The organism is Lederbergia lenta NBRC 16444 (assembly GCF_001591545.1).
Lineage (GTDB): Bacteria > Bacillota > Bacilli > Bacillales > Bacillaceae_C > Lederbergia > Lederbergia lenta.
Genome location: NZ_BCVC01000005.1, coordinates 18,264 through 34,511 on the forward strand (window position 1 = coordinate 18,264; position 16,248 = coordinate 34,511).

A 16,248-nucleotide genomic window follows, 5' to 3' on the forward strand; every position below is an offset into this window, starting at 1 on the left:
CCTTTAAAATAAAATGGATTATAAGGAGTTAAAGCGATGAGGAGGATCATATCAAGTTTGATACAAAGAATATTTAAGATAGCTTTCCTCATTTTAGGCAAACTGCCCGCAAATAAAAAGCTAGTAATATTTGAAAGTTTTCTTGGTAAACAATATAGCGATAGCCCTCGAGCTATTTATGAATACATGAAGAAACATCATCCAGAATATGACATGTATTGGAGTGTTGATCGTAGAAGCATCAAGCAGTTAGAACATAATGATATTAAATATGTATCGCGACTTTCTGTTAGGTGGCTTCTATTAATGGCTAAAGCAAAATATTGGGTAACAAATAGCAGATTGCCATTATGGATACCGAAGCCTAAGCGAACAATATATTTGCAAACTTGGCATGGAACCCCATTAAAGAGACTTGCTGCAGATATGGAGGAAGTTCATATGCCGGGTACCAATTCTAAGATGTATAAAGAAAATTTCTTGAAAGAAGCTAGTAAATGGGATTACTTAGTTTCCCCGAATGCCTATTCAACGGAGATTTTTAAACGGGCGTTTGGATTTAAGGAAAAGATGATTGAATCGGGATATCCACGGAATGACTTTTTAATTAATAATAATAATAGAACACGAGTGAATGATATAAAGAAGGCGTGCAAATTGCCTGTAGATAAAAAAATTATATTATACGCACCTACTTGGCGTGACAATCAATTCCATGCTATTGGGAAATACAAATTTGATTTACAAATGGATTTGAAGATGTTAAAAGCTGCTTTAGGTGATAATTACGTCATTGGGTTAAGGATGCATTACCTCGTAGCTGAAAACCTCGATTTAGAAGGATATGAAGATTTTGTTTTTGATTTTTCCTATCACGAAGACATTCGAGAGCTGTACCTTATTGCAGATATATTAATTACTGACTATTCATCTGTATTTTTTGATTATGCAAATTTAAAAAGACCGATGATTTTCTATGTTTATGATATTGAAGATTATAGAGACAATCTCCGAGGTTTTTACTTTGATTTTGAAAAGAAGGCACCAGGACCATTAGTAAAAAGAACGGATGAAATTATAGAAGAGGTTAAGAAACTTGAAAAAAGAAATTTTGTTCCATTTGAAACTACCGAAACTTTTTATAAACAGTTTTGTTATTTAGAAGATGGACATGCTAGTGAGCGCGTGGTGAAAGAAGTATTCAAATAAAAAGTAGGGGATGTTTATAAGTACTTAAACTGAAACATTCCCTACTCTTTGTTGTCTTTTATGTTTGATGACTGTATAATTTAATCACATATATTTATAATATAAAACGTGTTATATGATCTGAAAGGATATCTTTATGAACTCTGCGATTAAGGTTATTAAAGAACAAATAGAGCATTTTTATTTGATAAGAAGGCTTTCGGTATATGAATTAAAAAGTAAAAATAAGAGTAATTATTTAGGTATGGCATGGGAAGTTATTAACCCTCTTATTCAGATATTAATTTATTGGTTTGTATTTGGCAGTATCCGTCAACGTGCTAATATTGAGATTGCTCCAGGAGTCGACGTTCCCTTTATTTATTGGCTGTTAGGAGGATTTATTCTTTGGATTTTCTTTTATCAGTCAACCATCCAAGGTTCGAAGTCAATTTATAGTAGACTTAGGATGCTATCGAAAATGAATTTTCCGATGAGTGTGATCCCAAACATTGCAATTTTTTCACAATTCTACATTCATATAATTATGGTTATAGCTACAACCATTATCTTTTTGTTATCTGGATACTATTTCAATATTTACTTCTTACAATTATTTTATTTTATGTTTGCAGCTTTTTGTTTAATCTTTGCGATTTCACTTATTACTTCTACGTTGTCTACGATTATCAGGGATGTTCATATGTTTCTGAATGCAACTTTAAGAATGGTTTTATATTTATCACCAATATTATGGCAAATAACAATATTGGAGGAACCATTACCAACTATTATGAAACTCAATCCACTATATTATCTCATTGAAGGGTATCGGTCTGCGTTATTTGGTTTAGATTGGTACTTCATTGTACATTGGCAATATAGCCTTTACTTTTGGGGGTTAGTGATTGTATTGTTATTATTTGGGTCCATGCTCCATGTGAAATTTAGACGACATTTTATTGATTACTTATAAATGGTTGTGATGAGAATGAAAAAGGCAATTATTACTAAAAATATTACGAAAAAATATAAATTATATAATGGAACAAAAGAGCGCATTTTGGATTTGATTACGCCTAAAAGTTATGGTGAAGATTTTTATGCGTTAACAAATGTGAGCTTTGAAGCTGAAAAAGGAGATGTTATTGGTTTTATTGGAATCAATGGTTCCGGAAAATCAACGCTTTCCAATATCATTGCAGGAATTGTTCCGGAAACGTCAGGATTTGTTGAAATAAATGGACAAGCATCGCTCATTGCTGTTGCCTCAGGCTTGAAAGGTGATTTAACCGGTAGGGACAATATAGAATTAAAATTATTAATGTTAGGTTTTAACAAGGAAGAAATTAAGGCTTTGGAGCCTGAAATCATTGAATTCTCGGAACTAGATAAATTCATTGATCAACCGGTAAAATCTTACTCGAGCGGAATGAAGTCAAGATTAGGCTTTGCGATTTCTGTGAATGTGGACCCAGATATTCTAATTATTGATGAAGCCTTGTCAGTCGGTGATAAAGCATTTGCTGAAAAAAGTTTAAATAAAATGAAAGAATTTAAACAAAAAGGAAAAACAATGATTTTTGTTAGTCATTCAATCGGTCAAATGAAACAGTTTTGCGAAAAGATTTTATGGCTAGAGTATGGTATGGTAAAAGATTTTGGGACGGTTGAAGAAGTTATACCAAAATATGAGGCGTTTTTAAAGCAGTATCAAAAGATGTCGAAAAAGGAAAAGGAAACGTATAAAAGAGAGGCAATTGAGCTTCAGCAAAAAGTATTAGAGGTTTAAACATAGGGCAATTTTAACAAGATGTAACAGAATAAGATCTTTTATACGAAACAAGAAGAGACAGGGAGTGTATTGCACTCTCTGTTTTTTTGGGTGGAATCTGCAAATAAGTTGCGATATTTGAAAAAATACCGCGGAAATGTTCGAAAATTGGACAAAATACTTTAATCGCAATCTTTTTTAAGGTACTATGATTTATAGGTATAAATAACTAAATAATATAATTAGAAAGGAGAAAAGAATGTTTAGAAGAATAATAGTTTCGATGATTTGCATACTGCTCATTTTGCCTTCGGTGGAAGGTGCTGTTCTAGCGAGTGAAGTCATTGAATCTTCAGATCAACAAGATTATCAGAATACAGAAACACCACCAGTCAATAATGATGAGCAAAATAGTGTTTCTATAGACAAGGGAGAAGAAAGTGACTCCACAGAACACTTGGGAAATGAGGAAGATTCGTCTCAAGAGAATAATGGTACAACTGAGGGAAATCAATCGGATAGTCAAGAGGCATTGCCAGATAAAGAGATGGACTCTGGTGCTAATCTCGAAGAAAGTGAAAGTTCAGTAGAGGAACCGGCGGACGATAATAATCTTGCCGATCCTGAGAAAATAGAGATTGATGAAGAAACCTCTTCGGAAAATTCTAAAGATACTAATAATGATATGAACCTTGAGGCCCTTGTTTCTGAAGATGTGGTAGAAAAAGGGGATACGAAATTCTTTTTGAACGAACAAGGTGAGATTATTAATGCAGAGGTATACTCAGAAGGTCAGTTAATTAAGATTCAAGAATATTATCCAAACACAAAAGTAGAAAATGCAGAGAATAATATTAAAGATGTCTTTTTTGTTAATAATAAGCGAATCATTCAGTATGCACAACAGCACGATCAGAGTTCACAACAGATAACTGCATATTACGAATACTTTCCGAATACGACATATGGACAACATGGTAATAACATTCATTATGGGTATGTTGTGGTAAATGGATTTGTTGTTAGGTCTGTTGAAAGGGTAAAAAATTCACAAGAAATTATAAAACGCTATGAATACTACCCACAAACCAGATACGAGGATCAAAATAAGCAAGTTAAATATGAATATGAATTAAGTAATGGATACATAACTGAAGCATCCAAAATTAGCCAAGTAACTCAAAAGGTTACATCTAAATATCAGTATTACCCGCAAACTACTTATGGAAGTCATGGAACAAAAATATTATACGTTTTTGATGTTGATAGCGCAGGGTATGTTACAAAGGCTACTAAAAGGGAAAAAGGTACTGGAAGCATCATGTCCTGGTATCAATATTATCCGAATACAGCATATGGTCAACATGGCGATAATATTTTATATGTATTTGACGTAGACAACTCAGGTAATTTGACAAATGCAAGTAAGAGAGAAAAGGGCACGAAAAAAATCACATCTAGGTATCAATATTACCCGGGGACGAAATATGGTCAACATGGTAATAATATATTATATGTATTTGATCTAAACAACTCAGGTAATTTGACCAATGCTAGTAAGCGGGAGAAGGGCACGAAAAAGATTACTTCTAGATATCAATATTATCCTGGAACAAAATTTGGTCAGCATGGTAATAATATTTTGTATATATTTGATTTGAACAGTTCAGGCAATCTTATTAGTGCAAGTAAGAGAGAAAAGGGCACGAAAAAGTTCATTACCCGCTATGAATATTATCCAAATACTCGATATGGAAAACATGCTAAAGATATTAAATATCTTTATGAAATAAACAATGGAGGCTATGTTACCAGGGCAACACAAAGAGAAAAGGGTACCCAGAAGATTCAGAGTTGGTATCAGTATTACAGCAATACTCCCTTTAACAAGCGGGGGAATAATATTGAATATATTTTCAAACTAAATGCACAGTCCTATGTTACGAATGCTACGAAGCGAGCGAAGAACTCTAGAAGAACGATTGCTAGTTATACTTATTACGATAAAGCTATCTATGGGAAGCATGGATCAAAAATTAAATTTATTTTTTACTTTGATCATGCGGGTTATTTGACAAATTCAGTCACTCGTAAGGAAGGCACAGCCACCATTATTAGAGCGTATGAATATTATCCATATACAACAATGGCGAATCGCGCAAAAAATCTTAAATATAGCTTTAATATAAATAATAATGGTATTCTTTCAAGAGCAAACTTAAGGGAACAATCTTCGCAAACAGTTAAAGGCCAGTATAATTTTATATCTGGTACAAAGTATGTAAACCATTGGTTGCGAATTAAAGATATGCTACTTGATGTTCCTAGAATTAGACAAAATCCTGTTATGCCATGGGGATGTGCGGTTGTTTCCTTAACTCAATCGTTGAATTTTAAAGGGCATAAATTAGATAAAGTATCGATGGCAAATCAAATGACATACTCGAAAGATCCATACAAGGGGTACGTTGGTTCTCCTTTCAGAAGTCAGCAAGGGGATCCCAATTTAATTTATCCTGAAGGATTAATAGGATTAGCTAAAAAATACCAGCCAGGCAGCGAAGTGATAAATGGGATTAGTGAGGCTCAAATCAAATCAGAGCTTCAAAAAGGAAATTCAGTTTTAGTTTGGGTCGTTTGGAAATTCAAACCAGTCCAATGGAAATGGTATTATTCAGGTTCAAATAGATTATATGCTCCAACAGAATATCATGTAATCTCATTAACTGGCTATAACAATAATGAGTATTTTTATACAGATCCTGCTGGCGGCTTAGTCTCAAGTAAGGTTAGTAAGTCCACTTTTAATAAGGTATTTAATTCATTTGGAAGAAGAGCACTTGTAGTTAGATAAGAAATGGCCTTCAGAAATTATTCTTTCTGAAGGCCATTTTTTATACTAAGCGATTTATGTATGGAATTCTATGTAGAAACATGGTCAATAAAATACTGAAGATATATACGACCGAAAGAATAATGGCGATATATATAATAGGGTTCGTAGATAATTCCGATATGTCTGTAGCTTGAATAAACTCTTTACTTCTAAAAATATCTAATACAATTGGATGGATTAAGTATACTCCAAAACTGTATTTTGCAGCATAGGTTGTAAATCTTCCACAAAGGTTATTACCATGGTGTTTAAATAGGATAAATATAGAAATGGCAACAAAAGGTGTAGTGAGTGATAAGTATTCATAGAACCCTTGATTAAGTGTCCCATCTCGTAAACTAAACAACCATGTTCCCATAATAGTAACGAATAATGCAATTCCACCCATAATATAAAAGAAATAAGCCACCCTTTTACTTATATCCGTATTGGCCAAATAGTGCCCAAGAAGAAAATAACTTCCAAATCCAAGAAGGTATTCGAATCCGCCTGCTAGTTTGATTTGTAAGAAGGAAGAAAGGGATATGAAAATGGCACTAGTTAAAAAAGACAGACAAATAAAATAGCGTACGTCTACTTTTTTTCCATATTGAATGAGTGTTTTAAATAACGGCATGCAAAGATATAGACCTATTATGGTATAAAGATACCATAGATGATACTTTATGGTGCCATTAAAGAGATTTATGATAGATTGTTCCAAAGAATATGTATGAAGTTGATATCTTGATGCCCAAAGTGAATAAATAAAGGACCAAAAGAGAAGTGGCCATATTAATCTGGGAACTCTTTTTTTTATAACAACAGATTGTGCCTCTTTTTTTCCTAATAGGAGCATGCCGCTTAGCATAAAGAATATGGGGACTGCCCATCTTACACTACTGTCCACAATATTACCAATCCACCACTCAAAAGATCCTACTTCTTGCCGAACGAGCCTTGCTGATATATGAATGAGTAATACACCCACAATAGCCAAGGCTCTTAGTTTTGTTGCATAGAATATCAAATTAATCACCATCTCGACCAATATAATTATAACTTAATGTAACCTATTTAATGGATAAGCCTAAATTATTTGCTACTGACGTGTAAAATGAATAATTCCTTTTTGAATAAGATATTTGATTCTTTAAAATCCTTTTTATGTTAAGCAGTTGATAATCATTATACCTGATAAAAAAGGTGAATAGAGAATTCTCTATATCAGATAATGTCTGAATATCTACCTTGAATGTTAAGATATTTCCTGTTCTCTCAAAGTCAATTTTCACTTCATTGCCGACCCGAGTACGATCGCGGATCAATATATAATTTATATTGGCAATATCATCTCCAAAAACTTCGACGGATTGATAATAGGTATGATCAATGATATGGGAATCCAAGGCTCTAGCTAACATTGGTATCCTGATATATTGATACTTATCGTTAAAAAAGGGTACCTCATAATAAGGTAGATTATCTTTAATGATAATCTTCTTATTTTTATCCTTTTTCAGCCACTCAAAAAGTTTAATGAAATCTTCCATTCGATCTTCTACAAACAAGTCAATAGCAGCTCTATAAATAGGTGTTTTAAACTCAGACCTAAAATCATATCTCAGATTATGTGTTGTTTCCACAGCTTGCCTTAAAATATTCAGAAAATCCTCTTTCTTTTCAGATTTTACGAATAATTGACTATCGAATGTTTTTACAATGTCATATTCATATAAACGAGTGAGTGCTACTTTCTCTTGTTCAATAGGTAAATTTTTAGACTTAATATATTCAATAACTTGAATATCTGACTTCCTTTTTTCCAATACGTTTACTGTACGGGTTAAAGAATTTGAATTCTCTGCTGTCCGATTCACATAATAAATCGGTTTTGTAGTAGTTGAGACACTTGTAGCATGAAAGAATACATCACAGAAAAATAACTTATCCTCTGCAAATCTCATTTCTGGAAATCTAATTTCATGTTCTTTAAGTAAAGATAACTTCATCATCCTAGAAGTTGGGCCCATATGATAAAAGAAATGTGGAATGCTAAAAGGAGAAACCTTCCGTCTTTCCATAACAGATGCATATTCCCCAATAACGCTCTGAGAATCAGATTCCACTTTTATTGTTTTGCCAACAACATAGTCATCATTTGTTTCATCTAAAATTTCACATAGAGTCTCTAGTCCTTTATTGTGAAGCCAATCATCCGCGTCAAGGAAAGTTATATATTTGCTTAGTGCCATTTCAATACCAATGTTTCTGGGGGTCCCAGGAGAACCAATATTGTAAGGGAGACATACTAAACTAATATTTTTATATTTAGATGTATATTCTTGAATTATATCTCGTGTGCTGTCAGTAGAACAGTCATCTACAATAATATACTGTATCCGATCAAATCCAATTGTTTGACTAATAACAGATTCGATTGTTTTTCGAATGAAGTTTTCGCCATTATAAACGGCAGTAATGACAGTTACTTTCTTAGGTTTAGGTTTATTAAATAAACTTTTGAAAAAGCTAGAAGGATTATTAATAATGTGCAGGTTTTGATCAGCTAATAAATCTCTCGCTTTTTGGCCATTTGTTGCAATCATGAAGATAACTCTCCCTTTTGTGAATGATAATAAACCATTCTTTTTAATCAGACAAATAGGTTCGAATAAATAATATACATTCATAAATTGTTCCCATTCAACTGAATGGATAAACTCTTTTTTATTATATTCGAAAAGACGACGTAAGTCTCGATTAAACCTTAGCCTTACGGAAATAAAAGGAATTTACTTGAAGTTATAGTAACTGACAACGTTCTGACCATCATAAAATTAATTTATAAACGTAGATTAGATGCTTCTAAACTTTCTTTATGATTAACCGATAATAATTATGTAGTTTAGCGTAGGAGTGTGATTCAACTCAGTAATAGATAATAAACATTGAAGTTTACCTGTTAGCTTAATATTTACTCAAAATACTAGATGGAGGATATAAATGAACAAATCTGTACAAATAAGTGTTTATTTCATGCTACTAGCTTTACTTATTCAAGTTTTTCCGCAGTATGCTGCTGCAGAATTAAATGAACCTTCTATTCCGAATAAGGATAGAGAAGTTATATTATTTGCTACGCAACCCGAAAGCGAAATCGAACTATATCAAGATTTAACGGCAAAACAAGTAATGGCCAACATCCCAGATGAAACTGTAGTTGAATTGATGGAAGAAAAAGGTGAGTTTTCATTAATCAAATACACTTCCGAGGTGGACGATGAAGATTCGACAGGTGCAGAAACTGCTTTTCAAGGGTATGTTCGGTCTACCCATGTTATCGAATTATTCAATGTAGAAGAATTTAAGAAAAACCGCCAAGATAAAGTTCTTATAGAAAAGGAAGTAATAACAGAGTCTGTTGGAGAAGAAGAAAGCGAAGAATTGTTAGAGAATGAAGAGGGTAATGAAACACAGATACTTCCGGATACCAAAGAAACTATCAGTGATAGTGAACTTGAGTTAGATGAAACTGAATTAACAAACCAAGTAGATATTGAAGAGAATGCAGATGAAGATCTTAGTGAAGAAATAGCGCAATCTGAGGTAGAAGAAATGGACGAACAAAGCTCAAGACAGAATGATGAGTTGGAAGTGAACAAAGCAGAAGAAACTACCATTTCCAAACCAACACTATTTCGATCCTTTTCCATAGCCTCTACTTCAGTAAAACAATTGCGTGGAGTCGCGATTGAAAATTCAACGAACGTTTACTCACAAACTTCTAAAAGTTCATCCGTATTAAAAGCTTATAAACAAGGACATCTCCTTATTTATCGTGCACATTCTCCTGAATGGTATGAAGCAACAGTTTATATAAATGGAAAAGCCCAGACTGGTTATATATATGCGAATGATGTTGACGCAATTATTGATCAGCACCAACTTAAAGGATTTGCTCAAAAGCAGCCTGTAAATGTTTATACAACCCCGACACGACAGTCAGGTGTATTAAAAAGTTATCAGCAAGGTCATGCACTTTCATATAAATCATTTTCTTCTCAGTGGCATGAAGCGACTGTATATGTAAATGGCAAGGCCGAAAAAGGATATATTCATTCATCTGATGTAGGTGAAAAAGCTCCACTTGTTCAAACACCTTTAAAAGGAATTGCTTTAGTTCATTCAACAACTGTATACAATACACCATCCAAAAATAGCGGAAAGTTGAAAGCATACAATAAGGGACAGATTTTACAATATCGTTCGTATAATTCTGAATGGCATGAAGCGACGGTTTATTTAAATGGAAAAGCTCATACTGGATATATTCATGTAAATGACGTGGAAACAGCAAAAAACTCTCCGTCCACCTTACAAGGTTTAGCACTAAAGAGCATAACTCACATATATTCTTCTGCTTCAACTAATTCAAAAGTGCTCAAGAGTTATAATCATGGTAGTTTGCTAAAATATCGAGAGTTTACTTCGAATTGGTATGAGGCGACAGTTTATATAAATGGAAAAGCTCATACTGGATATATTTCTGCAGGAGATCTTGAAGAAATCATAAAGAAACAACAAACAATCAAAGGACTAGCCTTGAAAAATCCAACGAAGGTTTATGCTATGCCATCTAGTGGCTCAAAGGTTCTAAAAAGTTACAAAATGGGTCAGAACATGACATATCGAACATTCACGACAGATTGGTATGAAGCAACAGTGTATGTGAATGGAAAAGCAATAACTGGTTATATCCATAAAGATGATGTTGGTACTAATATAGGTAAGGTTGTTATTATAGATCCTGGTCATGGGGGATCAGATTCTGGAGCACTTGGTATAGGTCTAGTTGAAAAAACATTAAATTTAGATATTTCCATACGTGCCAAAAAGTTATTAGAAAGTGCCGGATTCACTGTAATTATGACAAGAACAACGGATGTCTTTATCTCTTTACAGGAGAGAGCTCGCATTGCTAATACATCGAATGCTGATATTTTTATTAGTATTCATGGAAATTCATTCAATGCTAATGCCAAAGGTGTGGAAACATTTTGGTATGGAAAGTATGAAAAAGCTAAAAGCATTCAGCTAGCAACTGCTTTGCAAAAAAATGTAGTTAACATAACGCAAAGTGACGATAGAAGTGTTAAAGAAGGTAATTTCCATGTAATTAGAGAAACAAAAATACCGAGTGCTCTTTTGGAAGTTGGTTTTGTAGATAACCCGATAGATGCAGCTAAATTGAGGCAAAATAGTTATAAACAACTTTTGGCGGAAGGTATTTTATCAGGAACATTAGAGTATTTTAAATAAGTGTGTGAAGGCAGTTTTGTAAGTTAGAGATACAACTTACAAAACTGCCTTTTTTTAATGTTGCTTCGCATCTATAATACTTTAATCAATTAACGTAGCAGGGGTCAGATCCCTTTAGACAAAAGGTAACGAATATCGACATAAACACCGCGTTATCTGTCGTACGTCTCTCAGTGACAGCTTGGGTTATTATCAGTACAATTATAAATAGAGAATTTGTAAAAAATGGGAGGTTTGACATGAAGGGGTATAGTTTAATTTTACTATCTGGTGGGATTGGCAAGCGGATGCAGTTGAATATTCCTAAACAGTTTTTATTGCTTGCGGGGAAGCCTATATTTATTCATGTTTTGGAAAAGGTTGATTTAATTAAAGAGATAAGAGAGATTATTATCCCATGTCCGGTAGAATTTATGGTTAAAACGCGAGAGATTATTGATGATTATGGATTTTCCACTCCGATTCGCTGTATAGAAGGAGGAACTACTAGACAGGAGTCAGTGTATAAGGGGCTAAAAGAAGCGGCATTTGAGAATGTGATTATTCATGAAGCTGTTCGTCCTTTTGTATCGAGTGAGGAATACGAGGCATTAATTCACACTAATAATGAAAGCGTTATCTTTGGTTTGGACATTCCATTTACGGTTCTTCGAGGAAATGAGACGGTAGAAGGGATTTTAGAACGTGATCAGTTAATCAACGTGCAGCTACCACATAAGTTTCATACGAAAAAACTTTTATATGCCCACGAATGTGCTCGTGAGGATGGTCGGGAATTCACTGAGGATGCCAGTCTCTATTTTTACTATTATCAGTCAGATATTGAGGTTCTACAAGGTAGTGAATATAATATTAAAATTACCAAACCTGTTGACCGAAAGATTGCTGAGGTTATTTATAAAGAATCTATATATATGGAGGGGTAATGAATGTCAAAAACTTGTATGATTACGGGGGCAAGTCGTGGGATAGGAAGAGCAATTGCCATTTCTTTAAGCGATCGAACGGATATTACTAACTTCATATTAATTTCTAGAACGGAAGCTGGGCTAGAGGATACAGCAAGCCAAATGAATGCTGATAAAAATATTGAAATTTCTGCGCTTGATCTCACTGATTATCTTGCAACTCAGGAGTTAGTTCAATCAGTAGGTCAAAAATACGAGACAATTGATATGCTTATTAACGTTGCCGGTTATGCGAATCCAAAATCATTACTAGAAACATCTATTGATGACTGGGAAGAAACTTATAGTGTAAATGTTCACTCGATTTTTAATATCACGAAAGAAACAGTAAAGTATATGAAAAAAACGGGTGGTCAAATACTTAATGTGGCTTCTACTGCAGGGACTTCCGCTCGTCCAGGGTGGTTGGCATATGCTTCGTCAAAGGCGGCAATTATTAGTATGTCGCAAACGTTATCAGAAGAACTTTCGGATTATGGAATACTTGTTTATTGTATTTCGCCTGGAAGATGTGCAACGGAATTAAGAAAAGTATTAGCTCCTGATGAGGATCCGAGCACGATCATGCAGCCTGAACATGTTGGGGAGGTAGTAAATCAACTATTGTCTAATGATGGGATCTGTTTGGATGGACAAAATATTGTTGTGCGTAAACAAACGGTAAAGGCATTTCAGCAGCAAGCAACAAAGCAAATTATATAATTATCACATATGGGGCGGTAATGTATGAACGGTAAACAACTAGACTTGTTACATACCATTTTATTAATCCTTATTTTGATTTCTGTAAACAGACCTTTATTAAAAAAATGCAGATTAATTGGTAAACGGACGCTTGTAGTTACGGTACACTTTTTATCAAGACTTGTGCCGAAATCTAGCAAACTAGTAGTTTTTGGAGGGGAGAATGGTCAGGGATTTAGAGGTAATACTAAATACTTGTTTTTAGAAATGGTGAAAAACCCCAATATAAAATGTGTGTGGATTTCACGTAATAACAAAGTGGTAGATTTGCTTACTAAGCAGGGGTATTTAGCTTACAAACATCACTCATTCAAGGGTATTTACCACCAGTTACGAGCGAAAGTAGTTATTCATTCGCATTCGATAAATGATGATTTTAGTAAGTCATTTTTAGGAGGAGCCATTTCTATTAACACATGGCATGGTGTAGGTCTAAAAAAAGTATGGGGGGCAAATAAAAATACATTTTCATATAAGGTTTTACATGATAAAAGTGCGATCAAACGCTTTTTTGGGACATTTGTTGTAAAGACGAATCAAGCAAAAGTCAGCTATGTCATTTCAACAAGCAGTGCAGTCACCTCTTATTATCCGGAAACATTTTTGGTAAGTAAGAAGAATGTTTTACAGTTAGGCCAAGTGAGAAACGACGTATTTTTTAAAGATACAGAAGAGGATTTAGCAATTCCTGATTGGATTAGAAATGAAAAAATCATCATGTACATGCCTACACATAGAAACTTCGGTAAGCTCGAAACGGATATAAACCTCGTATTTGATTTTCAAAAGTTAAATGATTTATGTGCAAAAACGGGGCATAAGTTCCTTGTTAAGCGGCATATGTATAGTAGTGGACAAGTTCCGACGACGTATGAGCATATTATCGATATTAGCGATGAGTCATATGATCCACAACTATTACTAAAATACACCGATATTTTAGTAACGGATTATTCTAGCTGTTATACCGATTATTTGCTGTTGGACAGGCCAGTGCTTTTTTATAGCTATGATTTAAATCTCTATTTGAAAAAATCGAATGAGATGTATTTTAACTATTTTGATGTAACGCCAGGACCGAAAGTAAATGACTTCTCAGGATTTATTCAGGAATTGGAAAAATCCATGGAGCAGCCAAGCCAATATGAAAAGGAAAGGAAAAGAGTGTTAGATATTTTTTATTCTGAGGATAATCAAAAAGAGGTTTTAGAGAAACAAGTAGACTATATATATAGCGAAATTCTAAAACTATAACGGAGAGGTAATTATGGGGAATCTCAGATTAATGCCTACTATAGTTGTGAAATATGTATTAAGGGGTTTTTATTCGCTGTTTAGCTTATTATTTAAAGTAGATCCGTATAAAGTTACATTCGCTTCCTATAGGTCTGATCAAATCAAAGATAACCTTGCATTTATCAATAAAGAATTACTTGAAAAATACCCAATGTATAAGAGACATTTTGTTTTCAAAAAGTTCGATAGTTCAGCAGTAGGAAAAGTTACTTATATTTTTCATATGATTCACGCATGCTTTCATATGGCGACTTCTCGTTATTTTATTGTGGATGATTATTATTTTCCAATCTATGTAATTAAGCCACGTAAAGAAGTGGATATCATTCAACTTTGGCATAGTGCGGGGGCATTGAAAAAATTTGGCTTTAGTACGGTAGGAAAATCATTTGGGCCAAGCAAAGAATATTTAAAACATGTGAGTATTCATAGTAATTATACGAAGGTATTTGTGAGCTCATCAGAAATAATCCCATACTTTTCAGAAGCCTTTAATATGCCGAAAGAGCAAATTCACCCACTCGGCGTGCCTAGAACTGATTATTTTTTCGCCGAAGACATGATCGAGGAATTACGGTCTAGGTTATATGAAACATACCCGGATCTAGCCAATAAAAAGATACTATTATATGCACCTACCTTTAGAGGGAAAAGTCATTATCAAGATCAGTTTGAATTGCCGTTTGATATAGAAGAAATGGAAGGCAGCTTGGGAGATGATTATGCACTGCTTATTCATTTACACCCATATATGCAAAAAGCGCTAGAAGTGAGTGGAGAAGGCTTTGCGTATCATATCAAGGATGCGTTTGTGATTCAGGAGCTCTTAGCTGTGTCAGACATTTTGATCACTGATTATTCAACTGTATTTTTTGATTATAGCCTGCTGAATCGACCAATGATCTTCTATCCATATGACTTGGAAGACTATAAAAGAAGCAGGGACTTTTATTATACTTACGAAGATATCATTCCGGGGCCAATGGCAATGGATACAGCAACATTAATAGAATTAATAAAAGAAGGCTTATATAATGTTGATCAAATTAGCCATTTTAGAGATCGCTTTTTTGACATCCAAGATGGAAAAGCAACAGAGAGAATTGTGGAGAACATATTTGGTTGAAGTTTTTAAGATGCCTGACCCCTGTTACGTTAAAGCTGTAACAGGGGTCAGGCCTTAACTCAATCAGAAGTTTCACTGAAGTGGGAGGGGAAGAGGTTGGTCGATATTCAATGTCATATATTACCTGAAGTTGATGATGGGGCTGGGAGTTTCACTGAAAGTCTATTGATGGCAAGACAGGCGGAAAAAGAAGGGGTTCGGACAATCATTGCGACTCCCCACCACAAAAATGGAAAATACAATAATCTGAAGGCCAATATTATAGAAAAAACAGCAGAGTTGAATGATTATTTAAAGGCTGAGAATGTACATATGGAGATTCTTCCAGGCCAAGAGACTCGAATTTATAGTGACATTTTAGCAGACTATGAAGCGGGTGAGATTATGACACTTGCGAATATATCAACTTATTTATTGATTGAATTACCATCGGATCATCTACCTCATTATCTTCATCAGCTTTGCTTTGATATTCAGATGAAAGGCTTAACACCTGTGGTCGTGCATCCAGAGCGAAATTCGGAAATAATGGAACAACCTGATAAGCTGTACCGGCTCGTAAAGAATGGTGTAGCTACACTAATAACAGCAGCAAGCTTCACTGGTTACCATGGCAAAAAGGCCCAAAGATTTACGAGCCATTTAATCGAGTCAAACCTTACGCATTTTATAGCTTCAGATGCGCATGATAGAAACAAACGCGGCTTTAAAATGGGAGAAGCATATGAACTAGTGAAAAAGAAATACGGAACAGATTCCTTAAATTACTTTATGGATAATGCAAAACTTATATTGGAAGGAAAGGACATACACCGAGAGGCTCCGCAAAGAATAAAAAAGAAAATACTAGGACTGTTTTAAGATGCTTGATCCCTGTAGTGAAAAGCCATGATTTCTCGAAATCATGGCTTTTTATGCTGTGTGACGCAATTAACATTGTAAGTGGTGCAATTAG

The 16,248-nt window shown here is 34.2% G+C and carries 11 protein-coding genes and 1 pseudogene; 10 read left to right on the top strand and 2 right to left on the bottom strand.

Annotated features, from left to right (window positions below; translation table 11 throughout):
* Positions 1-27: 27 nt before the first annotated feature.
* From BLE01S_RS15245 to BLE01S_RS15260, 4 genes and pseudogenes are all read left to right on the top strand, one after another.
* A pseudogene (locus BLE01S_RS15245) lies at positions 28-1,209 on the top strand (CDP-glycerol glycerophosphotransferase family protein); the annotation flags it as partial.
* Between the two features lie 136 nt (positions 1,210-1,345).
* Positions 1,346-2,164: an ABC transporter permease gene (locus tag BLE01S_RS15250; protein ID WP_066144208.1), complete on the top strand. Its 819-nt coding sequence runs from the start codon at positions 1,346-1,348 to the stop codon at positions 2,162-2,164.
* Between the two features lie 15 nt (positions 2,165-2,179).
* Positions 2,180-2,980 carry a teichoic acids export ABC transporter ATP-binding subunit TagH gene (tagH, locus tag BLE01S_RS15255; protein ID WP_066144211.1) on the top strand — a complete coding sequence of 267 codons (801 nt, stop codon included), beginning with the start codon at positions 2,180-2,182 and terminating at the stop codon, positions 2,978-2,980.
* A 241-nt stretch (positions 2,981-3,221) separates the two neighbouring features.
* Positions 3,222-5,816, top strand: coding sequence for a C39 family peptidase (locus tag BLE01S_RS15260; RefSeq protein ID WP_066144214.1), 2,595 nt, complete (start codon positions 3,222-3,224; stop codon positions 5,814-5,816).
* Positions 5,817-5,856: 40 nt separating this feature from the next.
* Here the strand turns inward: BLE01S_RS15260 and BLE01S_RS15265 are convergent, their stop codons facing one another.
* Complete coding sequence (locus BLE01S_RS15265) at positions 5,857-6,867, bottom strand: acyltransferase (RefSeq protein WP_066144218.1); 1,011 nt, start codon at positions 6,865-6,867, stop codon at positions 5,857-5,859.
* 43 nt (positions 6,868-6,910) lie between these two features.
* Entirely contained in the window at positions 6,911-8,446 is a 1,536-nt protein-coding gene (locus BLE01S_RS15270; RefSeq protein ID WP_066144221.1) for a glycosyltransferase family 2 protein, read from the bottom strand.
* A 397-nt stretch (positions 8,447-8,843) separates the two neighbouring features.
* Between BLE01S_RS15270 and BLE01S_RS15275 the strand changes: the two genes are divergently transcribed.
* The 6 genes from BLE01S_RS15275 to BLE01S_RS15300 all read left to right on the top strand — a co-directional run bounded on the left by BLE01S_RS15275 (position 8,844) and on the right by BLE01S_RS15300 (position 16,154).
* A complete protein-coding gene (locus tag BLE01S_RS15275; RefSeq protein ID WP_066144224.1) occupies positions 8,844-11,159 on the top strand; it encodes an N-acetylmuramoyl-L-alanine amidase in 2,316 nt (771 codons plus the stop codon).
* Positions 11,160-11,398: 239 nt separating this feature from the next.
* The gene (locus BLE01S_RS15280; protein WP_066144227.1) at positions 11,399-12,085 is read left to right on the top strand and encodes an IspD/TarI family cytidylyltransferase; all 687 of its coding nucleotides are present in this window, start codon (positions 11,399-11,401) and stop codon (positions 12,083-12,085) included.
* A 3-nt stretch (positions 12,086-12,088) separates the two neighbouring features.
* Positions 12,089-12,829 (top strand): SDR family NAD(P)-dependent oxidoreductase, encoded by a 741-nt coding sequence (locus BLE01S_RS15285; protein ID WP_066144231.1) that lies wholly within the window; start codon positions 12,089-12,091, stop codon positions 12,827-12,829.
* Between the two features lie 24 nt (positions 12,830-12,853).
* On the top strand, positions 12,854-14,125 hold the full coding sequence (locus BLE01S_RS15290) for a CDP-glycerol glycerophosphotransferase family protein (RefSeq protein WP_066144237.1): 1,272 nt from the start codon (positions 12,854-12,856) through the stop codon (positions 14,123-14,125).
* Positions 14,126-14,138: 13 nt separating this feature from the next.
* Complete coding sequence (locus tag BLE01S_RS15295; RefSeq protein ID WP_066144240.1) at positions 14,139-15,293, top strand: CDP-glycerol glycerophosphotransferase family protein; 1,155 nt, start codon at positions 14,139-14,141, stop codon at positions 15,291-15,293.
* A 96-nt stretch (positions 15,294-15,389) separates the two neighbouring features.
* The gene (locus BLE01S_RS15300; protein ID WP_066144243.1) at positions 15,390-16,154 is read left to right on the top strand and encodes a tyrosine-protein phosphatase; all 765 of its coding nucleotides are present in this window, start codon (positions 15,390-15,392) and stop codon (positions 16,152-16,154) included.
* Positions 16,155-16,248: the final 94 nt, after the last annotated feature.